Below are 25,982 nucleotides of genomic sequence, written 5' to 3'. Positions count from 1 at the left end.
CTGCGTCAGGACTGGCGCGGACATGCCGGAGGAGGTTGCCCGATGGGAGAGACAAACGAGACCGGTGGCGTGAGAGAGCCCCTGAAATTTGAGACGGACGCGGGCGCCTCTCGGTCGGTCTGGATCGCCTTGCTGATCCTTCTTGCGATCATCCTCTGGATGGGAAGCGGCTTCGTTCCGCCGACAGAGGACGGCGAGACGCGGGCGAGTGCCGTCACCCCCGCCCCGGCCGCCGTCACGGTGCGGACTTCCCGAGCGCAGGATGTCACGCTGACCTTCAGCGCAGAGGGGCAGGCCGAGCCGGATCGAGATACCCAGATACTGGCGGAAGGCACCGGAGAAGTCGCAGAAATGGCTGTACGGAAAGGGCAGGACGTGGAGGCGGGTGCCCTGATTGCGCAACTCGATACCGAAAGCGCCGAGGCAGCCCTGGCTCAGGCGCAGGAAGAATTCAGTCGCGCGCAACGGGAATTTGATAACGCGAGCCGTCTGCTCGATCGTGGTGTTGCCACTGCAGACCGGATGGCCGAGGCACGTGCCGACCTGGCGACGGCGGAATCCGGGGTGACAAGTGCGCGCCGCGCGCTGGACGACCTTTCGATCAACGCGCCCTTCGCAGGTCGTATCGAGGTGCTCTCCATCGAGGAGGGCGAATTCGTCTCGGCGGGCAGCTCGATCGGACGGATCGTGGACAACAAGCCGCTCACCGTCGCGTTCCAGATCCCTCAGCAGTCGCTCAGCCGGATCGAGACGGGGCAGGCCGCCGAGGTGACCTTCATCACCGGCCAGACACGCCAGGGCGAGGTGACCTTCGTCGGCACCGCCGCGGCGAGCGAGACCCGGACCTTCCTGGCCGAGGTCGAGGTCGCCAACGAGGATGGGGACATTCCTGCCGGCGTCTCGGCCGAGATACGCATTCCGACAGGCAGCGCCCGGGCACACAGGGTCGCCCCTTCCATCGTTTCGCTCAATCCCGAGGGCGAACTGGGCGTCAAGACAGTCGAGGACGGAACCGTGGTCTTCCACCCGGTCGAGCTCGTCAGGGCCGATGCGGGCGCGGTCTGGGTCAAGGGCCTGCCCGAAGAGGCGATGATCATCACAATCGGCCAGGGCTTCGTCCGCGCGGGCGAAGAGGTCGATGCGCGCCCCGACGAGCCGCAACCTGCGGAGGAGAGCCCGTGAATGCGCTGATCGACGCCGCCTTTTCCCGCGGACGGGTCATCGTCATCGCACTGGTGATGATCCTCGCCGTCGGCGCGACCGCCTACATCACCATTCCCAAGGAAGCGAACCCCGAGGTTTCGCTGCCGCTTGTCTACGTCTCGACAACCGTCGACGGCATCAGCCCCAGCGATGCCGAGCGGCTCCTGCTGGAGCCGATGGAGGCCGAGTTCGGCGCGATCGAGGGACTCGAGACGATGCGCAGCGAGGCCACCGAGGGCTTCGCGAGCGTCCAGCTCGAATTTGCCGCCGGTGGCGATGTCGACGAGGCGATGGACAAGGTGCGCCAGGCCGCGGACGACGTGCAGTCGGATCTGCCGGAAAGCGCCACGACCATCAACGTGACCGAGATCAACACGGCGCTCTTTCCGGTCATCACAGCGATCCTGTCGGGGCCGGTCCCGGAACGGACGCTAAACGATCTCGCCGAGAACGTGCAGGACGAGGTCGAGGCGCTGCCGGGCGTGCTTGAGGTCGACATCGGCGGCAAGCGGGAGGAGTTCCTCGAAGTCCTGATCGACCCCACGGTCTTCCAGACCTACAACCTCAGCTTCGACGCCCTGATCAGCCAGCTGCAGCGCAACAACCAGCTCATCGCGGCGGGCGCGATCGAGACCGGCGGCGGTCGCATCGTTCTGAAGGTCCCGGGCCTAATCCAGAACATCGAGGATGTCATGGAAATCCCTGTGAAGGTCAGCGGCGATACCGTCGTAACCTTCGGCGACGTGGCAACCCTGCGCCGGACCTTCGAGGACCCGACGAGCTTTGCGCGGATCGACGGCCAGCCGGCGCTTGCGCTCGAAGTGACCAAGCGTTCGGGCGCCAATGTCATCGAAACGGTCGATGCCACCAAGGCCGCCATCTCGCGCCTGCAGCAGGATTGGCCGGACTCGGTGTCCGTCAGTTACCTGCAGGACCAGAGCGAGGAGGTGAAGACGCTGCTGTCCGACCTCCAGGCCAACGTCATCACCGCCATCGCGCTGGTCATGATCGTCGTGGTCTTCGCCCTTGGTCTGCGCTCGGCCATCCTTGTGGGGCTGGCCATTCCCGGTGCCTTCCTCGCCGGTGTCGCAGCACTTGCGGTCATGGGCTACACGATGAACATCGTTGTGCTCTTCTCGCTGATCCTCGTGGTCGGCATGCTCGTGGACGGTGCCATCGTGACCGTGGAGCTCGCCGACCGGCGCTTGCAGGAGGGAGATACGCCGGCTCATGCCTATGCGACGGCGGCCAAGCGCATGGCCTGGCCGGTGATCGCTTCGACCGCGACGACGCTGAGCGTCTTTTTTCCGCTGCTCTTCTGGGGCGGAATCATCGGCGAGTTCATGAAATACCTGCCGATCACGGTGATGCTTACGCTGGGCGCCTCGCTTTTCATGGCGTTGATCTTCATTCCCGTCACCGGCGGCGTGATCGGGCGCAAGCAGCCTCGGACGGCGACCGAAAAAGCTGCCCTGCACGCCGCCGAACGGGGCGATCCACGCGCCATCGGCGGGCTGACCGGCGCTTACGTCCGGGTGCTGGAGCGGGCGATCCTGCGTCCCTGGGCCACCGTCCTGCTGGCGCTTGCGCTGCTCATGGGGGCCTTCGCGCTCTATGGCGAATTCGGGCGCGGCATCTCGTTCTTCCCCGACGTCGAGCCGGAGTTCATGCAGGTCCAGGTCCGCGCCCGCGACAACCTTTCGATCTATGAACGCGACGATCTCGTGCGCGAGGTCGAACGCCATCTGCTGGGCCGGCCCGATGTCGAACACGTCTATGCCCGCTCCACCATGAGCGCGGGCGGCGGTGACGAGGATGTCATCGGGACCATCCAGCTTGATCTAGTCGATTGGCAGGACAGGCCGCCGGCTGTCGAGATCGGGGCCGAGATCCGGGAGGAGATGGCGGAAATCGCCGGGATCGACGTGCAGGTGGAGACGGAATCCGGCGGCCCGGCCTCCGGCAAACCTGTCAATCTGCGTCTCACGGCGGACGATCCCTCGGGGCAGTCCGAACTGACGCGGCAGGTGCTGGAGATCATGGAGCGCGTGGGCGGTTTCACCGACGTGACCGATACCCGTCCGCTTCCGGGTGTCGAGGTCGCTGTGACGGTGGACCGTTCCGAGGCGGCGCGCTTCGGTGCGGACGTCAGCCTTCTGGGGCAGGCCGTGCAGCTTCTGACTCAAGGGATCACGGTCACCGATTATCGGCCTTCGGACGCCGAGGGCGAACTCGATGTGCGCGTCCGTTTCCCCGCCGATGAACGCTCGCTGGCAGAACTCAACAACCTGCGCGTTCCGACCTCTTCCGGGTCGGTTCCGATCTCGAACTTCGTGACCCTTTCCCCGGTCGAGCGTGTGGGGGTCATCCGCCGCGTGGACGAAAGGCGCGTCACCACGATCGAGGCCAACGTGGCGCAGGGTCTTCTGGTGAACGACCAGATCAACGCGCTCGATGCGGCGCTGGCCGAGGCCGGTATGCCCGAGGGCGCCAGCTACGAGTTCGCGGGAGAAGCCGAGGACCAGCAGGAAGCGATGACCTTCCTCTCGGGCGCCTTCGTCGGTGCGATCTTCCTGATGTTCCTGATCCTCGTCACGCAGTTCAACAGCTTCTACCAGGCCTTCGTCGTGATGAGCGCAATCATCATCTCGGTCGCGGGTGTCCTGCTGGGGTTGCTGGTGACAGGGCGCCCCTTCGGGGTCGTCATGGGCGGTGTGGGGGTGATCGCTCTGGCCGGCATCGTGGTGAATAATAACATCGTCCTGATCGACACCTACAACGATCTGCGCCGCGAAGGCGCAGCGCCGCGCGAGGCGGCGCTCAGGACCGGGGCCCAACGCCTCAGACCGGTCCTTCTGACCTCAATCACCACGGCGCTGGGTCTCCTGCCCATGGTCATCGGGCTGAACATCAACTTTTTCACGCGCGAGATCCTCTACGGGGCCCCGTCGACCCAGTACTGGACCGAACTGTCCGCGGCGATCGCTGGTGGTCTTTCCGTTGCAACCGTGCTGACCCTCGTGGTGACGCCCGCCATGCTGATGCTGCGCGACGGACCGGGGCGGCGGAAACGGAAGGCAACCACATGAGCGAAACGCAATGGCATCTCGTTCGGGTCGAGGTGCCCGATGCCGGGGTCGATACCCTGCTGGAAAGCCACCATGCGCTCATGTCCTCGCAGACCCCGGCCGAGAGCTGCCATGTGATGACGGGGGCCGACCTGCGGGCGGCGGGTGCACAGATCTACGCGCTGCGCGACCCGGTGGGCGAGGTGCTTGCCATCGGCGCGGTCAAACCGCTGGCCGATGGATCGGTAGAGCTCAAGAGCATGCATACAGCAGAGGCTGCCCGAGGACGTGGCCTCGGCCGCATAATGCTTGGGCACCTGATTGAGGGAAGTCGACGCCTTGGCGCCCGCGAGGTGTTGCTTGAAACCGGCAGCGGCGCGGAATTCGCGGCGGCACGCAAGCTCTACGAAGGTGCGGGGTTCGGCTATCGAGGCCCGTTTGCCGACTACGTCGAAGATCCGCTCAGCGTTTTCCTCTCGCGCCCGATCTGACGCTGGACAGCCGCGACCCGAGACGGCAAAAGGCGGGCGGGGCCCCTTAGCTCAACTGGATAGAGCAGTCGACTTCTAATCGACAGGTTGAGGGTTCGAGTCCTTCAGGGGTCGCCATGGCAGGCGCGGTCAGATCGCCGCCACCAGCGTCCGCAAGACGGCGCCCCAGAAAAGCACCACGCACAATGCAATCGCGGCCCAGATCAATGGTCTGAGTTTGTGGCGCGGGGGCACTGTGGGGGCTCCGTTTTCGGATGAGGCATTCATGGCATTTGCCGGCGCAGGGCCTGAGGTTAGATTGTCTGCCATGCAACTGGCGGGCAAGGACACGCAGAGCCGTCTAAACAGAAATGGTTTCCAGAACCTTTCCCGAGCATGAATGAATGCGCGTCATGACCAATTGACGCCGAATTGAGCAGTGGAGAAGCAAGTCATGAACATGACAAGGCGGGGACTTGGGCTCGGAGGGCTGGCAATTGCCATGCTCGCTGGCTGCGGCGGTGGACCTCTGGTGCGGGGAGGGCCTGCAGGCGAGAGCGACCCGGGCCTGCGCCCGCAGCCAAACGCGGATTACGATGCCTGGGTGGTTGCCTTCCGTGGGCGGGCGCAGGCCGCAGGGATTACACGCACGACACTGGACAGTGCCTTTGCCGGCGCAGGCTTTCTGCCTGGTGTGGTGGAGCGGGATCGCAACCAGACGGAGTTCACGCGAACGCTCGAGGATTACCTGGCGATCGTGGCGCCCGAGGAAAAGGTGCAGTTCGGGCGCGGTCAGGTCGCGACACAGCGCGATGTCCTGGCCCGGGTCGAGGACACCTATGGTGTCCCGCCCGAAGTCATTGGCGCGCTCTGGGGCATGGAGAGCTACTTCGGCACGCGCCGCGGGACCATCAACGTCTTTTCGGCCACCTCGACCCTCGCCTGGGAGGGGCGCCGCGGCACCTTCTTCGAGGCACAGCTCATGTCAGCGCTGAGGTTGCTGCAGGCCGGTGACGCGCGCGCCTCGGAAATGGTTGGCAGCTGGGCCGGGGCGATGGGGCATACGCAGATGATGCCCGATGTCTACGAGACCTATGCCGTCGACTTCGACGGCGACGGGCGTCGCCATATCTGGGGGGATGATCCCGCGGACGCGCTTGCCTCGACCGCCCGGTTTCTCGAACGGCGCGGATGGCGCCGCGGGCAGCCATGGGGTTTGGAAGTAATCGTACCCGCTGGGTATTCCGGACCGACGGGGCGTGGTTCCGACCGCCCCGTAAGCTCGTGGAGGGCGGCCGGGATCGTGCCGGCTCGGGGCGGGGCATTGCCCGAAGCCGGCGAGGCGGCGCTGCTGATCCCGGAGGGGCCGGGCACGCCGGCCTTCCTCGTCTACCACAACTTCGAGGTCATCCGACGGTACAACCCCTCGACCAACTACGCGCTCGCGCTCGGCTATCTGTCGGGCCGGCTGGCCGGCGGTGGTCCTCTGGTCGGAGAATTCGGGCCCGACGCCAACGGCCTGACGCTCGAGGACCGGAAGTCGATCCAGAGAGGCCTGTCCCGACGCGGCTACGACGCCGGTACTGCCGACGGCGTGGTCGGTGACCGAACCGAGGCGGCGATCAGTGCGTGGCAGCGGGATCAGGGGCTTCCGGTGACCGGAGAACCCTCCCGGGCACTGCTCGCATCGCTGTCCTGAGACGCGAAAAGACGCCGGGGCGAGAGGCCTGAGATCTCGAGGATCAGCTTGCGCTTCACCGCCTCGGCAAAGCTTTCGCGGCTTTCCGCTGTCACGACGAAACTGCCGGGGCCTCCGATGATGCGGTTCTCGTAGGCGGCTTCCAGCCCGCCATGCGCGCGGCCGGGATCGTCCGGCGGCAGGATGGGCAGCGCGTTGATCGTCACGCCGGCCTCAAGAACCGTCCGGCGTGCCTCGGATATGGAGGGGCCGCTGTAGGAATTCACGGAATCCCCGGAGAAGTCGATCACCCGGCGCCAGCCCTCGATCTCGTTCTCCTCCATCAGGCGAAGACCTTCGAGCAGCGCGGAGCCGATGGCGTTGCGCCCGTAGGCCTGCCGCGGCCGCGTGGTGAGTTGCTCTGCGAAGGACGCGGCGCTTTCGGTGCCGTCGATGATGGTCCAGTCGGCCACCACGGCTTGGTTCGAGGCCCACTCGACGTAGGTCACCGCGATGGTGCCGTAGGCGGTATTGGCGATGGTGGCGAGGACCTCGGGATCGGTGATGGCCTGCGCATAGCCCTGTCTCTGGAAGGCGATTTCCGAACTGTCTATCGACCCCGAGGCATCGGCGAGCAGGACCAGTTCCAGATCGGTATCCTGCGCCGCGGCCGACGATGCGACGACCATGGTCGTGATGACGGCGAGTACCCGGCGCATGATCGGCTCCTGTTGGTGACCCTTGGAAAGGTAAGATCCCAGGGCTGCGCGTCGAGGGTTTGATGCCGATCAAGGTGCATGGGTCTTGGCAAGCTCACGATGGGTGCAAACTTCGGGAGAACCGATCATGTCACGCACGCTTTGTCTTCTGGCCCTTCTGATCCCGACTGCGCTTTCCGCGCAGGATGCCGAGAGCGGACGGGAACTCTACATGACGCATTGCGCGACATGCCACGGCGCGGACGGGCAGGGGGACGGACCGATGGCGTCTGTTCTTCTGATCCAGCCCACGAACCTGACCGCGCTGGTCGAGGGAAGCGGCGGGGTTTTCCCTGTGGAGCGTGTGGTCAAACGCATAGACGGACGGGATCCGCTGGTGGCTCATGGCTCGCCCATGCCGGTCTACGGCGATTTCTTCGAAGGCAGATATGACCTGATGCTCAGGCTGGAGCATGAGCAGGGGGTGCGCGCAACGCGCCCCCTTGCCGATCTTGTGGCCTACATCGCCGAACTCCAGCAGTCGTCCGACTAGCGGCAGATGCCTTCCACCTTCGCGCCGGCCCAGGGTATGCGAACGCGGGGAGAGTCTAGTGCGTCGTCCAGCCGGGTGATCGGCATCTCCGCGCTGATCATCTCGCGCAGCCGGGCGGTGCGTGGTGCTTCGGGATCGAGCAGCCTGCAGCACACGTATTCCTCGACGATGGACCCCTGCTGTTCATAGCCGTGATCGAGAAAGCTGCCCGCCTCTTCTGGGTCGAACAGGTAGGGGTCCTCGGACACCGTGTGCTCTCCGAGGGCCTTCAGTGGGGAATAGCCGGTGCGGCGCCGGTTCTGCCATTGCCAGACATGGGTCATTTCGTGCGCGAAAAGCATGGCCTGGAACAGGTCCACCTCTTCCGGCCAGCCCGCCATGAGATCGTCCTCGTAGAGATCATCACGATAGAAGACGCGATTGAAGATGACGGTCGCCCCGGGAGAGACCGTCATGGCCTCCCCCGCGACAGGCGGCCAGATCCGTTCCTGACAGGTGAGCCGGGGCCGCGTCGGCATTTCGTACTCGAACGAGCCGGCAAAGTGGCCATCGTGCAGGCGGACCCGATCCGGATTGGTCTGATCGCCCTGAAGGGCCCGCAGGTACGACACCTCGGCATCCGTCAGCGGACGACCGCAACCGGCAAGGACGAGGCAGATCGTGAGGAGGAGGAACGCGCGCATGGGGGCGAGGGAACCCCAGCGCGCCGCCGGTGACAAGTGGCCTCACGCGTGCTTAGCCCGACCGTCGAAATGCCGCCGCGTCCGATGTGCCGCAGCAGCGGTCGAAGCTCTGGTCAAGATGGATATTCTGAGGCAGAACCGGGGTCGGGCCCGCGTGGTGGAATGGTAGACACAGGGGACTTAAAATCCCCAGGCTTCGGCCGTGCGGGTTCGAGTCCCGCCGCGGGTACCAGGGCCTTGCATCAGCGATGCGGGTCCTCGTACGGGGCCGTCGGTCATGCCCATGGCTTTCGACTCTCGCCCGGCAGATGTGCTGATGCGGGCTGGCGCTTTGAACGGGGGCCGCTTGGGAGGAGAAAGACATGACACGGATGGCATTCACCGGCGCTCGCGTCTTTTATGGCGGCACGCTCCACGAGAACATCGCTCTGGTAGTCGAGGGTGGCCGTGTCCTGGATCTGCGCCCGGCCTCGCGCCTGCCCGAGGACCTGCCGCGCCGGAACCTGCGCGATGGGATCCTGGCCCCGGGCTTCGTCGATCTTCAGGTAAACGGCGGTGGCGGCGTCATGCTGGGTGATGATCCCTCCGTGGCGACCTTGCGGACGATGGCGGAAGCTCACGCCCGCCTGGGCGCCACGACGATCCTGCCTACACTGATCTCAGACACGCCCGCAAAGGTGGCCTCGGCCATCGACGTGGTCGCTGCGGCTATGGACGGCGGCGTGAAAGGGATCGCCGGGCTTCATCTGGAAGGGCCGCACCTCGATCCCGCGCGTGCCGGGGCGCATGATCCGTCCGTGATACGGCCCATGGAAGACAGCGACGTCCGCGTGCTGTGCGAGGCGGCGGCACGTCTTTCGGTTCTGAAGGTGACGCTCGCGCCGGAGGCCGCGACCCCGGCTCAGATCGCCGCATTGGTCGAGGCCGGCGTGCGTGTGGCCCTAGGGCACAGCAACTGCCGCCTGGACGCCGTTCGCGTGGCCACGGACGCCGGGGCGCGGCTTGTTACGCATCTTTTCAACGCCATGAGCCAGCTCCAGGGCAGGTCGCCGGGCCTGGTGGGCGCAGCCCTGTCGGATGGCCGGCTGTCGGCTGGTCTGATCGCGGACGGTGTCCACGTGCATCCCGTTTCCATGAAAGCCGCGGTTGCTGCGAAGCGCGGGCCGGGGCGCATCTACCTCGTGAGCGACGCCATGGCCGTGGCGGGCACGCGCCGGAGCAGCTTCGAAATCGGCGGGCGCAAGGTTCTGCGTGCCGATGGTCGCCTCACGCTAACGGATGGGACCCTCGCTGGCGCCGACCTGACGCTTTGGCGGGCCGTGCAGGTAATGGTGGAGGATGTGGGGCTCGCGCCGGCCGAGGCGCTTGCAATGGCCACGCAGATCCCCGCAGATATCATCGGAAGCCGCGCCGGGAGGCTCGATCCTGGCTGCCCCGCGGATTTCGTCCACCTAGGCGAAGACCTCGAGATGCGCGGCGTCTGGCGGGGCGGCCTGAAGCTCTGAGGTTCAGGCCTTGCCCTCGGCCGCATCGCGGGCGCGCAGGCGGATGACCACGTCAACGGACGCGATCTCGTAGCCGTCGGGGGCATTCGGCAGCGAGGCAATCCGCAACTCCTCGGCGGGTGCGTCGGTGAGCTTGCCGTCATTCTCCCAGAAGAAGTGCGGGTGATCGTGGGTGTTCGTGTCGAAGTAGCTCTTGGAGCCGTCCACCGTCACCTCTTGCATGAGGCCTGCGTCGCAGAAGGCCCGGAGGGTGTTGTAGACAGTCGCGAGGGACACGCCGACGTCGGTCTTCTTGGCTGCCGCGAAAAGGCTCTCGGCGGTGACGTGGCGGTTCTGGCCGTCACCGATCAGAAGCTCGGCCAGCGCCAGACGCTGACGCGTCGGGCGAAGCTTCGCCTGACCGAGCCAGTCCTTGCCGCGTTTTTGCGCCTCTGTGGTCATTTCGGGTTGCTTTCCTTCGATCTTCACCCCTCCATATAGGGCGTCACCCCCTTCCTTTTCAAATGGAATCCCGTCACGTCCCGGTGCGGCGCAGTGCCCGTGGCGGCTTGCAAGCCTCGCGCGGCGGGTGATAGAGGGTCCCCCGGATTGTTCTGATGGCTGGGGAGCCCACGGAGATGGCCGAGTATCCGACGAGTTTCGACAAGGACGACCTGTTGAAATGTGCCCGCGGGGAGCTCTTCGGGCCGGGCAACGCGCAGCTGCCCGAGCCGCCGATGCTGATGATGGACCGGATCACGGACATCTCGGGCGATGGCGGGCCGCACGGCAAGGGGCACGTGGTGGCCGAGTTCGACATCCACCCCGACCTGTGGTTCTTCGAGTGCCACTTCCCGGGCAATCCGATCATGCCCGGCTGCCTTGGTCTCGACGGCCTCTGGCAGCTCACGGGCTTCAACCTCGGCTGGCGCGGCTGGCAGGGGCGGGGCTACGCGCTGGGCGTGGGCGAGGTGAAGCTGACCGGGATGGTGCGGCCCGACCGGAAGATGCTGACCTACTACGTGGACTTCACCAAGGCCGTGCAGACCCGCCGCCTGACCATGGGTGTCGCCGATGGCCGGGTCGAGGCGGACGGCGAGACGATCTACCAGGTCAAGGACATGAAAGTGGCCCTCTCGGAGACCTGAGAGGGCGGGGACGCGAGGGCGTCCCGCGCCGGGACATTTTTGACCTCAGGAAAATCAATGGGTTAAAGAGACGGCTTAACCGTTTCTTAAGAATGTCCCGCGTGACGGGGCCGGAACGCAGTGTGAGATGGACCTCCGCTGCGGCTGCTGCGCTGTAGCCAGCGGGACTTGCGGTTGGCTGTGGCTCTGCCCGAAATTGTCGATCAAGCCGCACCGCACGACCCCGAGCCTACAGGTTCATAAGGGGCCGAGGGCGCCTGATCAGGCGTGCGAAGGTAGTTCTGTCGTCCCTCGCAACTCGATGCGGGTGTACCTATTGGCTATGTTTCCTGAACCCAGCACGGAAGTGCAGGAAAGTTGCGCGTGACAAAACCACCGCTTGTGTGAAAGGCATTCAAGTGCGTTACGTATCGCGTCTTTGAGAGGTGGAGCTTCGTGAAAAGGCCATTTTTCTCTTTTCTGATTCTGGCTGGTTTGACTTTAGTAGGCATAATCATCTACTCTCTTGAATTGTCTATGCCGGACAGATTTGAGGCTATCGAGATGGCATCGGCGCGCGCTATTGAGTTTTATGAGAACGAGTGCGGGCACTCTGATGATATTTCGGTAACGACAAAGGTGATCTTTAGAGGCGAAGATCTTTTCCATGTCGAATCTGAAATGGTTGCGTCTGAAATGGCTTCGCCTAGTGACGAAAGCTCTTTCGTCCATTCATTCGTATATCCAACGATAAATTTGGGAGTAGGGAAGATCGAAAATATCGACGTTATTGGGGTTGCAATACGTTGTTGGAATTAGCTTCAGGACCCATTGATCGGAGGGTCATGCCGTGAGGCAGAAACCGCTCGTCGAAGGCGAGCGATGGGTGATCTTTGGGGCTGAGTAACGCGCAGAGGGAGCTACCGCTTGCCGCGCGCGGATCAAGTCCAGCCAACATGGTGCCTCCGACATCGTATCGAGATGATCCAATAAGGTCGCATGACGAATTGACGCCATGCCGCTATACGCTACGCGAGATATCCGAATGATTTCCTGTCGGGCATTGGGCTTGGGTCGCGGTCACCTGTTGGCTACGAGCACGAGCCTATAAAAACTCAGATCAGCCGAAAATTTGCATTGAGTTCACTCACTTTTCTTTTTCCTCATGTAAAATCTGACATAATTTTCAATGGCAAAAGCAATGGGGCCGAAGATGATGCCGAGATAGATAAGGGGGAATAGCCTGGTATGGCTGAAGCGTTCCGGATCAACCAGCCCTACATAACACAGGAGGAGATGTAACACGCCATAGCCAAGCCATCTCAGGCAAATCGATCTTTCACCAGACAAGTCTCTTCCTCATATTCAACATGCATCTGTGGTCGGAGGCACTTTGCAACAAAGTGGAAAACTTTCGTAGCTGCAAGACGGCTTTGGCTCAGGACCCCTTGGTTATGTGCAAACGCCGTGACTCAGCCTCCGCTCAGTCCATCCGATCCACCAGATGCCGGGGCTGAACACTTAACTCATGTCCCCGGAGGTGCCATTATCCTGGCTACACCTTCTCGAAACCCATCCTACTGATGAACGTCTGATCCGTACTCGATCCATTCAAACTACAGGCTGTCAAAAGAGTGTATCGTGAGCTCGTATCGCTGGCTTTCACCTCGGGTTTTCCCTCAAAAAGCAGCTTCAATCGTTCTTCATCCAAGAACAGGCGCAATCTTCCTGCTTCTTCAGCTGCGGATGAGAGTTGGTGGATGTTGTCATGCGGCCGACCAAACCATCCGCCGGGCAGAACCAAACCTCTACCCCCTGTTTTTTTTTAACCATCGTTCAATCTGAGAACTTCGATTCATTTTACTATCCAATTCAGGTTGACCCTACGGGGGGCTGAACGGCAAGCCAAGCGTTCGATGGCGGCTGCCGCACCTCCACACCTTGCACGCCCCCATGGGCTTGCCATAGACAGGCGGCCAACAGACCAAGAGGGGGCCGCATGCGCCGCGTCGTCGTGACTGGGCTGGGGGTAGTCTCCAGCATCGGGAATACTGCCGAGGAAGTGGTGGGCTCGTTGAAGGCCGGCCGCTCGGGCATCTCTGCCAACGAGCAGATGAAGGAATACGGCTTTCGCAGCCAGATCGCCGGCAATCTGAAGATCGACCCGGCAGAGCATATCGACAAGCGCACGTTGCGCTTCATGGGACCGGGCGCCGCCTATGCCCATATCGCGATGCAACACGCCATCGCGGATGCGGGGCTGGACGAGAGCGACGTGGTGAACCCGCGCACGGGGCTCGTCGCGGGGTCGGGCGGGCCGTCGACCAGCGCGATGCTGACGGCACACCAGACCGTGCTCAAGACCGGGGCGACCAAGCGGATCGGGCCCTTCGCGGTGCCGAAGTGCATGTCCTCGACGATCTCGGCCAACCTTTCGACCGCCTTCAAGATCAAGGGCATCAATTACTCCATCACCTCGGCCTGCTCGACCTCGCTGCACTGCATCGGCAACGCGGCCGAGCAGATCATGATGGGCAAGCAGGACGTGATGTTCGCCGGCGGCGGCGAGGAGCTGGACTGGACGCTGAGCTGCCTCTTCGACGCGATGGGCGCCATGTCGACCAAGTTCAACGACACGCCGGAGAAGGCCAGCCGGGCGTTCGACGCGGACCGCGACGGGTTCGTGATCTCGGGCGGCGGCGGCATGGTGGTGCTCGAGGATCTCGAGCATGCCAAGGCGCGCGGTGCCAAGATCTATGCCGAGGTGACGGGCTATGCCGCCACCAGCGACGGGCACGACATGGTGGCCCCCTCGGGCGAGGGCGGCGAGCGGGCGATGCGGCTGGCGCTGCAGACGCTGCCCGAGGACCGCAAGGTGAGCTACATCAACGCGCATGGCACCTCGACACCGGTGGGCGACGTGGGCGAGATCGAGGCGGTGCGCCGCGTCTTCGGCACGGGCACGACGCCGCCGGTGAGCTCGACCAAGTCGATGACGGGACACAGCCAGGGTGCGACCGGCGCGCAGGAGGCGATCTATTGCCTGCTGATGCTGCGCGACGATTTCATCACGCCCTCGATCAACGTCGAGACGCTGGACCCGGCGCTGGAGCCTGCCGAGATCGCGACCGATCTTGTCGAGGGCGCGGGGCTCGACACCGTGATGACCAATTCCTTTGGGTTCGGCGGGACCAACGGGTCCATGCTGCTTTCGAAATATGATGGATAGCGACCGATGACAGGCAGTCTGAAGGGCAAGCGCGGGCTTGTCATGGGTGTGGCGAACGAGCGGTCGATCGCCTGGGGCATCGCGAAGGCGCTGAGCGAGGCGGGGGCCGAGCTGGCCTTTGCCTACCAGGGCGACAACTTTGCCAAGCGCGTGAAGCCGCTGGCCGAGTCCGTGGGATCGGACCTTCTGGTGGACATGGACGTGACCGACGACGAGGGGCTGGACGCGGGCTTTGCCCAGCTGGCCGAGCGCTGGCCGACCATCGACTTCCTCGTGCACGCGGTGGCCTATTCCGACAAGAACGAGCTGTCGGGGCGGTTCCTCAACACCAGCCGTGCGAACTTCAAGCATTCGCTGGAGATCTCGGCCTATTCCTTCATCGAGGTCGCCCGGCGGGCCCATCCGATGATGGTGGAGAACGGCGGCACGCTGCTGACGCTGACCTACCAGGGCAGCCACCGGGTCGTGCCGAACTACAACGTGATGGGCGTGGCCAAGGCGGCGCTGGAGTCGGTGACGGCCTATCTTGCCAACGATCTCGGCCCCGAGGGCATCCGCGTGAACGCGATCAGCCCCGGCCCGATGAAGACGCTGGCGGGGTCGGCCATCGGCGGCGCGCGGCGGACCTACAAGTACACCGAGGCCAACACGCCGCTGCGGTCGAACGCGACGCTGGAGGCCGTGGGCGGCACGGCGGTCTGGCTGGTGTCGGACGCGGGTTCGTGCACGACTGGCGAGGTGGTGCACGTGGACGGCGGGTTCCACATCCTCGGGATGCCGCAGCTCGAGAACCTCTGAGCCTGGGCTGGCGACGTCTGCCGCCGCCACAGGAACCCCGGCCTTCGCGATGTGGTTGATGTGTCAAACCACATGACAGGAGGCCGCAATGCCACATCGTCTGACACTGAAGGCCATTCAGCCCGTCACCCACGACGTGAACCATCTCGTGTTCGACAAGCCCGAGGGCTTTTCCTTCACCCCCGGGCAGGCGACGGATTTCGCGCTCGACCAGGACGGCTGGCGCGAGGAGAAGCGCCCCTTCACCTTCACCAGCCTGCCGCACGAAGACAGCCTGCAGTTCGTCATCAAGTCCTACCCGGACCATGACGGGGTGACGACGCGGATCGCGGACCTGAAGCCCGGCGACACGGTACTGATCGACGAGCCTTGGGGCGCGATCGAGGACAAGGGCGACGGCGTCTTCATCGCGGGCGGCGCGGGTGTCACGCCCTTCATCTCGATCCTGCGCAAGAAGCTGCACGAGAAGGGTACGCTCGACGGCAACACGCTGATCTTCTCGAACAAGACCGAGCAGGACATTGTCCTGCGCGAGGAGTTCGAGGCCATGGACGGCCTGCGCGTGCACTGGACCGTGACCGAGGAGAAAAGCAGTCCGCTGGCGCGCGGCATGATCGACCGCACGATGCTGGCCGATTTCGTGAAGGCGCAGACGGATTTCTGCTACGTCTGCGGGCCCGATCCGATGATCGAGGCGATCCGGGGCGAACTCGAGTATATCGACGTGGCGCCAGATCGCATCGTGACCGAAGACCTCGACTGATCGGGGCGGAGGCGGGTCGCGTCGCCCAGCTTGAGCACGAACTGGATGTCGTCCGCAGGCCCGTCATCGGTGACGATCGCGTCGGGCAGGCGGCCGACTTCCTCGAACCCGAAGCTTCCGAAGAACGAGAGGGTGCAGCTTCGGGCGCGGTCCGAGATAGAGAACTCGATCTGCGTCGCACCCTCGGCGCGCGCGTTCGTGAGCAGCGCGATCATGAGCCGGAGCGGGGCCTCTCCGTGCTCCGCATGCGGGCGGATGTAGAATTTCTCCAGCCGCCGCCGGTGGCGTGCGCGGAAGGGCGCGGGTATGGTCAGGGCTGCGAGCCCGACGCAGTCAGCTTCGTCCTCATCGGCGTTCGTCTCGAAAATCCCGAAACGCCTGCCACCTGCCAGCGCGGCGGCCACCCTCTCTTCGGGGATGCGCCGCGCCTCTTCGGCGCTTGCGTGCAGCGCGTGGGGATAGAGCTCTGTCATCTCGTTCACGAGCGCGCGCCAGATGCCGACGTCGCCTTCGTGTAGGGGACGGACGGTCAGTGCCATACAAGAGCCTCCGTCGTTTCGGGGTTGAGCATGCGGCGACATCTGGCGCCTACGTGGAGTCGAGGGGGGATGCAGGAGTCGCGCGATAGGTTCCCGCGAGGCGGTAACTTTTCTGATGGTGCGGCGATGGCCGGAGACGCAGTGCCTCGACGTGGAGTTTGGCTGCCATGGACTGGCATGTGCGATATCTTCCCTAATCCAAACATGAGATCGGGGCTTGCCGACGGCCCCTGAGAGGCGCGAAATACGGGATCCTGTCGATCCTGCGCCCTTGCCAGCGATAAGACTCTGGTCCCGTGACCGCAAGCAATTGGTAAGCATGCTTGCCGTTTCCGAGCGGTTTGACCGTTTGCGCGGCGCTCGCCACCGCACCGGAGTACTGCCGGGTGCATTGCAAGGGCGAGGGGTTTTGCTGTATCCGCGGCCACTGAGACAAGGCTGGCCGGGCGCAGGCGCGCCGCCACGCGAAAGGACGCGCGATGACCGAGGCGAAGAAGCTCTTCATCAAGACATATGGCTGTCAGATGAACGTCTACGACAGCGAGCGCATGGAGGAGTCGCTCCAGGGCTACGAACGGACCGACACGCCCGAAGATGCCGACCTGATCCTGCTGAACACCTGTCACATCCGGGAAAAGGCCGCCGAGAAGGTCTATTCCGAGCTGGGCCGCTTCAAGCACCTCAAGGCCGAGCGGCCCGATCTGCGCATCGGCGTGGCCGGCTGCGTGGCCCAGGCCGAGGGCGCCGAGATCATGCGCCGCCAGCCGCTGGTCGATCTGGTCGTCGGTCCGCAGAGCTACCACCGCCTGCCGCAGCTTGAGGCGCGGGCGCGCGCCGGCGAAAAGGCGCTCGACACCGATTTCCCCGAGGAAGACAAGTTCGAGAAGCTCAAGCGCCGCCCCAAGGCCAAGCGCGGGCCCACGGCCTTCCTGACCGTGCAGGAGGGCTGCGACAAGTTCTGCGCCTTCTGCGTGGTGCCCTACACCCGCGGGGCCGAGGTCAGCCGCCCGGCGACCCGCATCTTGGAGGAGGCGCGCGACTTGGTCGAGCGCGGCGTGCGCGAGATCACGCTGCTGGGCCAGAACGTGAACGCCTATCACGGGCAGGGGGCCGACGGGCGGGAATGGTCTCTGGCGCGGCTCATCTGGGCGCTGAGCGAGATCGACGGGCTGGCGCGCATTCGCTTCACCACCTCGCACCCCAACGACATGGACGAGGACCTAATCGAGGCGCATGGCAGCTGTTCCAAGCTGATGCCCTACCTGCACCTGCCGGTCCAGGCGGGCAGCGACAAGATCCTCAAGCGCATGAACCGCTCGCATACGGCGGAGAGCTACCTCAAGCTGATCGACCGGCTGCGCGCTGCGCGCCCCGACCTGCATCTGTCTGGCGACTTCATCGTGGGCTTCCCGGAAGAGACCGAAGAGGATTTCCAGGCAACGATGGATATCGTGCGGGCGGCGGGCTACGGCTCGGCTTTCTCGTTCAAGTATTCGACGCGCCCCGGGACACCGGCCGCCGAGCGCGACCAGCTGTCGGAAGAGGTCAAGGACGACCGTCTGCGGCGCCTGCAGGCGCTGCTGACCGAACAGCAGCGCGCCGTGCAGGACAGCATGGTCGGGCGCGAGGTCTCGGTGCTGGTCGAAAAGCCGGGCCGGTTCGAGGGCCAGATGGTCGGCAAGTCGGAGTACCTGCATGCGGTGCATTTCGATGCCGCGGGTCACGTTCCCGGCGATCTGGTGCGGATGCGGATCACAGCTTCGGGGCCGAACTCGCTCTCGGGCGAGGCGCTGCAACTCGCCTGAAGCGACGTCCTCCCAAGCGGCTAACCCGTTTGCCGAGTTCTGGTCGTGCGGGGCACTTCGTCTTGCGGGAATGCCACTTGCAGCGGGCCTCTGAGGTGATGCGTCTATTACGCTGCGTAAATAGCTGATAATCAGGAGGGACTCGGCGTCCCCTCCGCAGTGGGCCGCCTTCGGGGAGGAGCCCATGACGAGGATCTTTGTGAAGACCCATGTCCGCGCCGTGCTGGTGGCGTTCGCGGCGCTGCTGGGGGCAGGCCAGCTCGCGGCCGAGCCCATCGTGATCGACGAGGAGACCGGCGAACAGATCCGCATCAACGGGCTGAGCGATGGCGCCATGGAGACGCTGCGCGGCGGCGGGCGGGTCATCGCCACCACGCCCGGCGGGCGCGTGGTCTTGAAGGGCGAGGTCTTCCGTCCCGGCATCTGGACTGATCCCGACGGCTGCCAGCACTGGATCATGGACGACGGGATCGAAGGCTACATGGCGCCGATCCTGACCCGCGAGGGCAAGCCGGTCTGCCACCGGGGCTACATATCGCGCGAGGGGCAGTTCGTCATCCGCAAGTCCGACCTGCCGCCCGGCAGCGCGGAACGGTAGGGGAGGGCGCGGATGCTTCGGACACTTGCGACCGCTGCGCTTGCCTCTCTTGCTCTGTCGGGCTGTGCGGTCGACCGGCCCGTGGGGCCCGACAAGTCGCACGAGGGGCGTCAGGATCTGGCCGACCTGCGCGCGGGCATCTGGATTTCGCCCCACGGCTGCCAGTACTGGATCATCGACGATGGCGCAGAGGGCTATATGAGCCCGCGCTTCGATCCGATCACGGGCCGGCCGGTCTGCACCCGTGTCCCTGTGGATTTCCCCGGCCTCGCCACCGGTGACTTCCGCGGTGGCTAGACGCCGCTGCGGGCGGCAGTGACTACGCCGATCGCCGCAGGACGCTTCCCTCGCGTCGTGCCGCGCGTGCTCTTGCTTGCCACGACCGCCCGGGCTTGGCACGCTGGGGACGACTCGCACACCAGGAGAGATGCGTGACCACGGGCACCCTGACCGAAGCCATCCTTGAATTTCCCGACAACCGTCTGCTGATCGATCTTTGCGGCGAATTCGACCGCAACCTCACGGACATCGAATCCCGCACCGGGGTGCAGATCCTGCGCCGCGGCAACCAGCTGGCCGTGCACGGCCCGGAGGACGCCCGCGAGGAGGCCGCCGAGGTGCTGCGCGCGCTTTACGAGCGGCTCGAGCAGGGCCGCGAGGTGAGCAGCGCCGACATCGACCGCGAGTTCCGCATGGCCTCGCCCCAGCCGGAGGAAAGCACCGCCGGGAGCTCGCAGCTCGAGATGTTCGGCAGCGGCGACAAGATCGAGATCAAGACCCGCCGCAAGCTGATCGAGCCGCGCACCGAGGCGCAGAAGGCCTACGTCAAGTCGCTCTTCGAGAACGAGCTTGCCTTCGGCATCGGCCCCGCCGGCACCGGCAAGACCTACCTCGCCGTCGCGGTGGGGGTGAACATGCTCATCAACGGGCTGGTCGACCGGATCATCCTGTCGCGCCCGGCGGTCGAGGCGGGCGAGAAGCTCGGCTACCTGCCCGGCGACATGAAGGACAAGGTCGACCCCTACATGCAGCCGCTCTACGACGCGTTGAACGACTTCATGCCCGGCAAGCAGCTCGGCAACATGATGGCGGAAAAGACGGTCGAGATCGCGCCGCTGGCGTTCATGCGGGGGCGTACGCTGTCCAACGCCTTCGTGGTGCTGGACGAAGCACAGAACGCCACCTCGATGCAGATGAAGATGTTCCTGACCCGCCTGGGTGAGGGCTCGCGCATGGTCATCACCGGCGACCGCAGCCAGGTCGACCTGCCGCGCGGCGTGAACTCGGGGCTGGCGGATGCCGAGCGCATCCTCAAGCACATCCCGGCGATCTCGTTCAACTACTTCACCGGCAAGGACGTCGTGCGCCACCCGCTGGTCGCCGCGATCATCGAGGCCTACGAAGACGAGCCGAACCGCTGAGCCCGCGCCCCTTGCTTCTTTTCGCCCAAAATACCTCGGGGGTCCGGGGGCGGCGCCCCCGGCGGCCGGCCAGATGCTGACCGAGACGATCTTCGAGGACCCCCGCTGGGAGGAGGCGGATCTCGAGGCGTGGTCGGAACGCGCGGCGCGTGCCGCGCTCACCCACCTCGGGATCGCGCCGGAGGGCTACGAGATCGCGGTGCTGGGCTGCGACGACGACCGCATCGCCACGCTCAACGCCGATTTCAGGGGCAAGCCCCGCCCGACCAATGTGCTGAGCTGGCCGTCAGAGGATCTCGCAGCCGAAAACCCGGGCGAAGCCCCCGAACCGCCGCCGCCGCCCGATTCGCTGGACGCCCATCATCTGGGCGATCTTGCCCTGTCCTACGACGTTTGTAGGCAGGAAGCCGCCGAGGGGGGCAGGGAATTTGAGCACCATGTGACTCATCTTCTTGTTCACGGGGTTTTACATCTGCTGGGTTACGACCATATCCGTGATGAAGACGCCACGCTCATGGAAGCGCTGGAGACCACGATACTTGGCAACCTCGGCATCGCCGACCCATATAATAGGATGTGATAGGGCCAGATGGCTCGCGACTGGAAGCAGGAGATGGGCGACACAGACGGATCGCCTAACGCAGCGCAGAGCGCGCTGGAGAATGGGCATTCAGAGGATGGATCGGGATTTTTCCAGAAATTTCTGGGATTTCTCGGCGGTGAGCACGAGGCGGAGGGCGAAGATGGCACCGCCTCCGAACCGCGCGTCTCTCCCGGACTTATCAACCTTCGACGCATGCGCGTCGAGGATGTGGCAATCCCCAAGGCCGAGATCGTGGCCGTGCCGGATACGATCACCCGGGACGAGCTTCTCGAGGTGTTCCGCGAATCGGGCCTGACCCGGCTCCCGGTCTACGAAGGCACGCTCGACACGCCCGTGGGGATGGCACACCTCAAGGACTTCGCGCTGTCGCACGGGTTCGATGCGGGCGAGACCGAATTCGAGCTGAAGCGCATCCTGCGCCCGCTGCTTTTCGTGCCGCCCTCCATGCCCATCGGCGTGCTGCTCACCAAGATGCAGACCGAACGGCGGCACATGGCGCTGGTGATCGACGAATACGGCGGCGTCGACGGTCTGGTGACGATCGAGGACCTGATCGAACAGGTCATCGGCGAGATCGAGGACGAGCACGACACCGACGAGGACACCTTCTGGACCCGAGAGCGCAGCGGCTGCTACATCGCGCAGTCCAAGACCCCGCTCGAGGAATTCGAGCAGGAGGTGGGCATCAGCCTCACCGAGGACGAGGAGATCGACGGCGAGGAGATCGACACGCTGGGCGGCCTGGTCTTCATGCTGGCCGGGCGGGTTCCCGCGCGTGGCGAGGTGATCACGCATCCTGCAGGTCTCGATTTCGAGGTCGTGGACGCCGACCCGCGCCGCATCAAGCGGCTTCGCGTGCGTCTTCCGGGGGCATCGTCGGCCTCCACCCCGGCGGCACTGCCACCGCCGCCGCGTCCCACGGATTATGCGTGACCTGACACTCCGGGCCATCGCGACACCGCGACTGGCCCGGATTCCGCTCGCCTTCCTGGTGGGGCTCGCGCTCGCCATGGGCGCCGCCCCCTATGAGCTCTGGGCCGTGGCCCTTCTGGGGCTGGTGGGCGCCTTCTGGATCTTCATCGCCCTCGGGCCGCGCCGCCGCGCCTTCCTGACCGGATGGACGGTGGGCTTCGGCTATTTCGTCTTCTCGCTCGGCTGGATCACCGAACCCTTCCAGGTGGACGCTGCGGTGACTGGCTGGATGGCGCCCTTCGCGCTGGTGTTGATGGCGGCAGGGCTGGGGCTGTTCTGGGGCGCGGCTTTCTGGGCGGCGGCGCGGTCGCCGCGTCCGCTGATCGCGCTGGTGGTGCTCTGGTGCGCCGCCGAGATGGCGCGCGGCTACCTGCTCACCGGCTTTCCATGGGGCATGGTGGGCTATCTCTGGGCGCCGGTCCCGGCAATCCAGTGGGTGTCGATCGTCGGCAGCTACGGGCTGACTTTCCTGACGCTCGACCTGGCCGCGGTGCTGGCAGTGGCGCTGCACGGGCGCGACCGGCGGATGCTGGCGCTGGGGGCGGCGGGCTTTGTGCTGCTGCTGGGGGGCGGGCTCTGGCTGACCCCCGCGCCGCAGGACCTGTCGGAGCGCCCCGTGGTGCGGCTGGTGCAGCCCAATGCCCCGCAGGACGAGAAATGGAACCCCGAGATGGTGCCGGTCTTCTTCGAGCGGCAGTTGCGCCTGACGGGGCAGCCCGTGGCCGATAGCCTGCCTGCGCCCTCGCTGGTGGTCTGGCCCGAGACGGCGCTGCCCTGGCTCCTGCACCGCGCGCGCGAACCGCTCGACATGGTGTCCGAGGCCGCGGGCGACGTGCCGGTGGCGCTGGGCATCCAGCGCCGCGACGAGGAAGGGCGCTACTACAACTCGATGGTGCTGATGCAGGGCGACGGGAGCCTCGCCGAGACCTACGACAAGCACCACCTTGTGCCCTTCGGGGAGTACATGCCGGCGGCGTCTCTCTTCGCGCACGTGAACATCAGCGGGCTCGCCCAGCGGGCGGCGGGCGGTTACAGCGCCGGGCCGGGGCCGCAGCTGATCGATCTCGGCGTGCTGGGCACGGCGTTGCCGCTGATCTGCTACGAGGCGGTCTTTCCCCAGGACGTGAACGGCGCGCCGGGGCGGGCCGACCTTTTGCTGCATCTGACCAACGACGCCTGGTTCGGTACATGGTCGGGGCCCTACCAGCATCTGAGCCAGTCACGCATCCGTGCGATCGAGCAACGTCTGCCGATGCTGCGTGCCGCAAATACGGGCGTTTCCGCGGTGATCGACGGGGCCGGGCGTGTGATGGCCCAACGTACGTTGGGCGAAGCGGGTGTCGTGGATGCCCGGGTGCCCCCGCCCATGGCGCCTTCTTTCTATGCAACGACCGGCGATCTGCCGTTCTTCCTGTTGCTTTTGGTCCTGATTGGGGCGGTCTTCATCCCCAACAACCGCATTCCGATTGACCCGCGGTTAAACCGGCCTTAGGCAATCACCAATCAGAAGAGTGCCACCACAACGGCTTCCTGGCGTGGTGGCTAAACCCCAATGGAGCACTCATGTCCCGACAAGAATATATCTTCACCTCCGAATCCGTTTCGGAGGGCCACCCGGATAAGGTCTGCGACCGGATTTCGGATGCCGTCCTCGACGCGCTCATCGCGGAGGAGCCCGAAGCACGCGTTGCCTGCGAAACCTTTGCCACATCCGGCCTTGTGGTCATCGGTGGCGAGGTCGGGCTGAGCGACCAGGAGAAACTGAAGAACTACATGGGCCGGATCGGCCAGATCGCGCGCGACGTGATCCGCGAGATCGGCTACGAGCAGGAGAAGTTCCACTGGAACACCTGCCACGTGATGAACTTTCTGCACGAGCAGTCCGCGCACATCGCGCAGGGTGTCGACAAGGACGGTGCCGGTGACCAGGGCATCATGTTCGGCTTCGCGACCAACGAGACGCCCGATCTCATGCCGGCGCCGATCCAGTACTCGCACAAGATCCTGAAAAGCCTTGCCGATGCGCGCAAGTCGGGCAAGGAGCCGCTGCTGCGGCCCGACGCCAAGTCGCAGCTGTCGCTGCGCTACGAGAACGGCAAGCCGGTCGAGGTCACCCAGATCGTGCTGTCGACCCAGCACGAGAGCGAGGACCAGTCCAGCGACGACATCCGCGCCATCGTGGAGCCCTACATCCGCGACGTGCTGCCGGCGGAGTGGATCACCGACGCGACCGAGTGGTGGGTGAACCCGACGGGCACCTTCGTGATCGGCGGCCCCGACGGGGACGCGGGCCTGACCGGGCGCAAGATCATCGTCGACACCTACGGCGGTGCGGCCCCCCACGGCGGCGGCGCCTTCTCGGGCAAGGACCCGACGAAGGTGGACCGTTCAGCGGCCTACGCGGCGCGCTACCTTGCCAAGAACATCGTGGCCTGTGGCGCGGCCGAGCGCTGCACCGTGCAGCTCTCCTACGCCATCGGCGTGGCCAAGCCGCTGTCGATCTACGTCGACACCCACGGGACCGGCGAAGTGGCGGAAGAGGTCATCGAGAAGGCGATCCCGAAGGTCATGGACCTGACGCCGCGCGGCATCCGCACGCATCTCGACCTCAACAAGCCGATTTACGCCCGCACCGCGGCCTACGGCCACTTCGGCCGCGAGCCCGAGGCGGACGGCGGCTTCAGCTGGGAACGCACGGACCTGGCCGAGGCGCTCAAGAAGGAAATGTGATCCGCAACAGCTTTGCGTGACACGCGCGGCCCGTCCCGGAAGGGGCGGGCCGTTTCGCGTTCGGGCCGGAAGGGGCGGGCCGTTTCGCGTTCGGGCCGGACGCCCTTGGCCAAACAGCCTCAGTCCCCGGCCACCTCCGCCTGATGCGCCATGATCCGGGGCAGGTTGCCCTCGATCCAGTCGGCCAGATCGCGCAGCTTCTCGGCCGCCTCAGCGCCCATGGGCGTGGTGCGATACTCCACGTGCGGCGGCACCGTGTCGTGGGCGATCCGCTCCACCAGCCCGTCGGCGGCCAACTGCTTGAGCGTCTGCGCTAGCATCCGCTCGCTCACCCCGCCGATGCGCCGCCGCAGCGCGCCGAAGCGGTAGGTCTCGGACCCCAGCGCCAACAGCGTGAGGATGCCCCAGCGGCTGGTCATGTGGCTCAGCACCTGCCGCGAGGGGCAGGCCGGCGACAGCAGGTCGCCCCGGTCGAACATCACGGCATCGGGAGCGGAGGCGGTGATCTCGGGATTTTCCATACTTACCTTTTTGTCGGTACTTATCATTCGTGCGGCAGGGCAGATATGGGAAGGACAGAGACGAAAAAGAAGGAGTCCCTCCCATGACCATCGCGATCACCGGCGCCACCGGGCAGCTTGGCCGCCTCACCGTGCAGAAACTCGTCGACATGCAGGGGGCCGATGGCCTCGTCGCGCTGGCCCGCAGCCCCGAGAAGGCCGAGGACCTCGGCGTCGAGACGCGCGCCTTCGACTACGACCGGCCCGAGACGCTGGCCCCGGCGCTCGACGGCGTCGACGTTCTGGTGCTGATCTCCTCGAGCGAGGTCGGCAAGCGCGAGGCACAGCACGGCGCCGTGATCGAGGCCGCCAAGGCCGCCGGTGTCACCCGCATCGTCTACACCAGCATCCTGCACGCCGACAGCTCGCCCATGAGCCTCGCGCCCGAGCACCGCGCCACCGAGGCGCTGCTGGCGGCAAGCGGCCTGAAGGTCACGCTGCTGCGCAACGGTTGGTATCACGCCAACTACCTAGGCGCGCTGCCCGCCGCGCTGGAACATGGCGCGATGATCGGCGCCGCGGGGGAGGGGCGCATTTCCTCGGCCGCGCGCGAGGATTTCGCCGAGGCCGCGGCCGTCGCCGCCACCGGCGAAGGCCACGAGGGCAAGACCTACGAACTGGCGGGCGACGAGGCCTACACGCTGGCGGAACTGGCCGAGGTGGTCTCCGCACAGACCGGCAAGCAGATCCCCTACGTGAACATGACCGAGGCCGAGTATGCCGAGGCGCTCAAGGGCGCGGGTCTCGACGCGGGCACGGCGCAGATGGTCGTGGGGCTGGACGCGGGTGCATCGCAGGACGCGCTGTTCGACGACAGCCGCACCCTGTCGCGCCTGATCGGCCATCCCACCACGCCGATCTCCGAAGCGGTACGCAGGGCGCTGGCCTGACGCTGCGCCTCGCGCCTTCGTGACCGGAGGGGAGGAGCCATGGGCGGCGCGGAGACCCCGCGCCGCTCGACTTTCCGGCGCGCGATCTAGGTTCCCTTGCGTCACAGCA

General features: G+C 65.4%; 25 protein-coding genes, 2 tRNA genes and 1 riboswitch. Of the genes, 22 read left to right on the top strand and 5 right to left on the bottom strand.

The genetic code is table 11. The features are described from left to right. The first annotated feature begins 42 nt into the window (after positions 1-42). The 5 genes from C8N44_RS02760 to C8N44_RS02740 all read left to right on the top strand — a co-directional run bounded on the left by C8N44_RS02760 (position 43) and on the right by C8N44_RS02740 (position 6,440). Positions 43-1,182, top strand: a complete 1,140-nt coding sequence (locus C8N44_RS02760; RefSeq protein ID WP_107974633.1) for an efflux RND transporter periplasmic adaptor subunit — start codon at positions 43-45, stop codon at positions 1,180-1,182. Further along, positions 1,179-4,292: an efflux RND transporter permease subunit gene (locus tag C8N44_RS02755; protein ID WP_107974632.1), complete on the top strand. Its 3,114-nt coding sequence runs from the start codon at positions 1,179-1,181 to the stop codon at positions 4,290-4,292. Before C8N44_RS02760 ends, C8N44_RS02755 begins: the two co-directional genes overlap by 4 nt. After that, positions 4,289-4,762, top strand: coding sequence for a GNAT family N-acetyltransferase (locus C8N44_RS02750; RefSeq protein WP_107974631.1), 474 nt, complete (start codon positions 4,289-4,291; stop codon positions 4,760-4,762). Before C8N44_RS02755 ends, C8N44_RS02750 begins: the two co-directional genes overlap by 4 nt. A 40-nt stretch (positions 4,763-4,802) precedes the next feature. Next, positions 4,803-4,879 (top strand) — tRNA-Arg (locus C8N44_RS02745). Between the two features lie 316 nt (positions 4,880-5,195). After that, entirely contained in the window at positions 5,196-6,440 is a 1,245-nt protein-coding gene (locus C8N44_RS02740) for a lytic murein transglycosylase (protein WP_107974630.1), read from the top strand. Here C8N44_RS02740 and C8N44_RS02735 read toward each other — a convergent pair. Further along, positions 6,383-7,138 (bottom strand): DUF1194 domain-containing protein, encoded by a 756-nt coding sequence (locus tag C8N44_RS02735; RefSeq protein WP_107974629.1) that lies wholly within the window; start codon positions 7,136-7,138, stop codon positions 6,383-6,385. The genes C8N44_RS02740 and C8N44_RS02735 overlap by 58 nt on opposite strands. 127 nt (positions 7,139-7,265) lie before the next feature. Between C8N44_RS02735 and C8N44_RS02730 the strand changes: the two genes are divergently transcribed. Next, positions 7,266-7,670, top strand: a complete 405-nt coding sequence (locus C8N44_RS02730; RefSeq protein WP_107974628.1) for a c-type cytochrome — start codon at positions 7,266-7,268, stop codon at positions 7,668-7,670. Here C8N44_RS02730 and C8N44_RS02725 read toward each other — a convergent pair. After that, positions 7,667-8,353: a hypothetical protein gene (locus C8N44_RS02725; protein ID WP_107974627.1), complete on the bottom strand. Its 687-nt coding sequence runs from the start codon at positions 8,351-8,353 to the stop codon at positions 7,667-7,669. The genes C8N44_RS02730 and C8N44_RS02725 overlap by 4 nt on opposite strands. Before the next feature lie 148 nt (positions 8,354-8,501). On the opposite strand from C8N44_RS02725, the gene C8N44_RS02720 reads away from it, so the two are divergent. Both C8N44_RS02720 and nagA read left to right on the top strand, forming a co-directional pair. Then, positions 8,502-8,585, top strand: a tRNA-Leu gene (locus C8N44_RS02720). A gap of 130 nt (positions 8,586-8,715) precedes the next feature. Next, entirely contained in the window at positions 8,716-9,858 is a 1,143-nt protein-coding gene (gene nagA, locus C8N44_RS02715) for an N-acetylglucosamine-6-phosphate deacetylase (RefSeq protein ID WP_107974626.1), read from the top strand. A 3-nt stretch (positions 9,859-9,861) separates the two neighbouring features. On the opposite strand, the gene irrA is transcribed toward nagA, so the two are convergent. Next, positions 9,862-10,299, bottom strand: coding sequence for an iron response transcriptional regulator IrrA (irrA, locus tag C8N44_RS02710; protein WP_107974662.1), 438 nt, complete (start codon positions 10,297-10,299; stop codon positions 9,862-9,864). Between the two features lie 176 nt (positions 10,300-10,475). On the opposite strand from irrA, the gene fabA reads away from it, so the two are divergent. The 5 genes from fabA to C8N44_RS02690 all read left to right on the top strand — a co-directional run bounded on the left by fabA (position 10,476) and on the right by C8N44_RS02690 (position 15,754). Further along, positions 10,476-10,985, top strand: coding sequence for a bifunctional 3-hydroxydecanoyl-ACP dehydratase/trans-2-decenoyl-ACP isomerase (gene fabA, locus C8N44_RS02705; protein ID WP_107974661.1), 510 nt, complete (start codon positions 10,476-10,478; stop codon positions 10,983-10,985). A gap of 435 nt (positions 10,986-11,420) precedes the next feature. Then, on the top strand, positions 11,421-11,783 hold the full coding sequence (locus C8N44_RS23100; RefSeq protein ID WP_146178791.1) for a hypothetical protein: 363 nt from the start codon (positions 11,421-11,423) through the stop codon (positions 11,781-11,783). Between the two features lie 1,180 nt (positions 11,784-12,963). Next, positions 12,964-14,193: a beta-ketoacyl-ACP synthase I gene (fabB, locus tag C8N44_RS02700; protein ID WP_107974625.1), complete on the top strand. Its 1,230-nt coding sequence runs from the start codon at positions 12,964-12,966 to the stop codon at positions 14,191-14,193. A 6-nt stretch (positions 14,194-14,199) separates the two neighbouring features. After that, on the top strand, positions 14,200-14,991 hold the full coding sequence (locus C8N44_RS02695) for an enoyl-ACP reductase FabI (RefSeq protein WP_107974624.1): 792 nt from the start codon (positions 14,200-14,202) through the stop codon (positions 14,989-14,991). Positions 14,992-15,079: 88 nt separating this feature from the next. Further along, positions 15,080-15,754: an FAD-binding oxidoreductase gene (locus tag C8N44_RS02690; protein WP_107974623.1), complete on the top strand. Its 675-nt coding sequence runs from the start codon at positions 15,080-15,082 to the stop codon at positions 15,752-15,754. On the opposite strand, the gene C8N44_RS02685 is transcribed toward C8N44_RS02690, so the two are convergent. Then, positions 15,655-16,293, bottom strand: a complete 639-nt coding sequence (locus C8N44_RS02685; protein ID WP_107974622.1) for a GNAT family N-acetyltransferase — start codon at positions 16,291-16,293, stop codon at positions 15,655-15,657. The genes C8N44_RS02690 and C8N44_RS02685 overlap by 100 nt on opposite strands. 479 nt (positions 16,294-16,772) lie before the next feature. Here C8N44_RS02685 and miaB point away from each other — a divergent pair, with 479 nt between their 5' ends. The 8 genes from miaB (at position 16,773) to metK (ending at position 24,423) form a co-directional block, all read left to right on the top strand. Then, positions 16,773-18,098, top strand: a complete 1,326-nt coding sequence (gene miaB, locus C8N44_RS02680; protein WP_107974621.1) for a tRNA (N6-isopentenyl adenosine(37)-C2)-methylthiotransferase MiaB — start codon at positions 16,773-16,775, stop codon at positions 18,096-18,098. Between the two features lie 184 nt (positions 18,099-18,282). Then, on the top strand, positions 18,283-18,696 hold the full coding sequence (locus C8N44_RS24160; protein ID WP_188758620.1) for a hypothetical protein: 414 nt from the start codon (positions 18,283-18,285) through the stop codon (positions 18,694-18,696). Between the two features lie 12 nt (positions 18,697-18,708). Continuing rightward, positions 18,709-18,993, top strand: a complete 285-nt coding sequence (locus tag C8N44_RS02670; RefSeq protein ID WP_107974620.1) for a hypothetical protein — start codon at positions 18,709-18,711, stop codon at positions 18,991-18,993. Positions 18,994-19,127: 134 nt separating this feature from the next. Further along, positions 19,128-20,117, top strand: coding sequence for a PhoH family protein (locus C8N44_RS02665; RefSeq protein ID WP_107974619.1), 990 nt, complete (start codon positions 19,128-19,130; stop codon positions 20,115-20,117). Positions 20,118-20,190: 73 nt separating this feature from the next. Further along, a complete protein-coding gene (gene ybeY, locus C8N44_RS02660; RefSeq protein ID WP_107974618.1) occupies positions 20,191-20,697 on the top strand; it encodes an rRNA maturation RNase YbeY in 507 nt (168 codons plus the stop codon). A 33-nt stretch (positions 20,698-20,730) separates the two neighbouring features. Then, positions 20,731-21,654 carry a transporter associated domain-containing protein gene (locus C8N44_RS02655; protein ID WP_107974617.1) on the top strand — a complete coding sequence of 308 codons (924 nt, stop codon included), beginning with the start codon at positions 20,731-20,733 and terminating at the stop codon, positions 21,652-21,654. After that, a complete protein-coding gene (lnt, locus tag C8N44_RS02650) occupies positions 21,647-23,185 on the top strand; it encodes an apolipoprotein N-acyltransferase (protein WP_107974616.1) in 1,539 nt (512 codons plus the stop codon). The genes C8N44_RS02655 and lnt overlap by 8 nt, the downstream gene beginning before the upstream one ends. A gap of 19 nt (positions 23,186-23,204) precedes the next feature. After that, a riboswitch (SAM-SAH riboswitch) is annotated at positions 23,205-23,253 on the top strand. A 3-nt stretch (positions 23,254-23,256) separates the two neighbouring features. Further along, the gene (metK, locus tag C8N44_RS02645) at positions 23,257-24,423 is read left to right on the top strand and encodes a methionine adenosyltransferase (protein ID WP_107974615.1); all 1,167 of its coding nucleotides are present in this window, start codon (positions 23,257-23,259) and stop codon (positions 24,421-24,423) included. A gap of 119 nt (positions 24,424-24,542) precedes the next feature. Here metK and C8N44_RS02640 read toward each other — a convergent pair whose 3' ends face one another. After that, entirely contained in the window at positions 24,543-24,944 is a 402-nt protein-coding gene (locus tag C8N44_RS02640; RefSeq protein WP_210204140.1) for a winged helix-turn-helix transcriptional regulator, read from the bottom strand. Positions 24,945-25,027: 83 nt separating this feature from the next. Here C8N44_RS02640 and C8N44_RS02635 point away from each other — a divergent pair, with 83 nt between their 5' ends. Beyond that, the gene (locus tag C8N44_RS02635; RefSeq protein ID WP_107974614.1) at positions 25,028-25,873 is read left to right on the top strand and encodes an SDR family oxidoreductase; all 846 of its coding nucleotides are present in this window, start codon (positions 25,028-25,030) and stop codon (positions 25,871-25,873) included. Positions 25,874-25,982: the final 109 nt, after the last annotated feature.

Source organism: Allosediminivita pacifica (assembly GCF_003054175.1).
GTDB lineage: Bacteria > Pseudomonadota > Alphaproteobacteria > Rhodobacterales > Rhodobacteraceae > Allosediminivita > Allosediminivita pacifica.
This window is presented reverse-complemented; position numbering and strand designations above follow the sequence as displayed.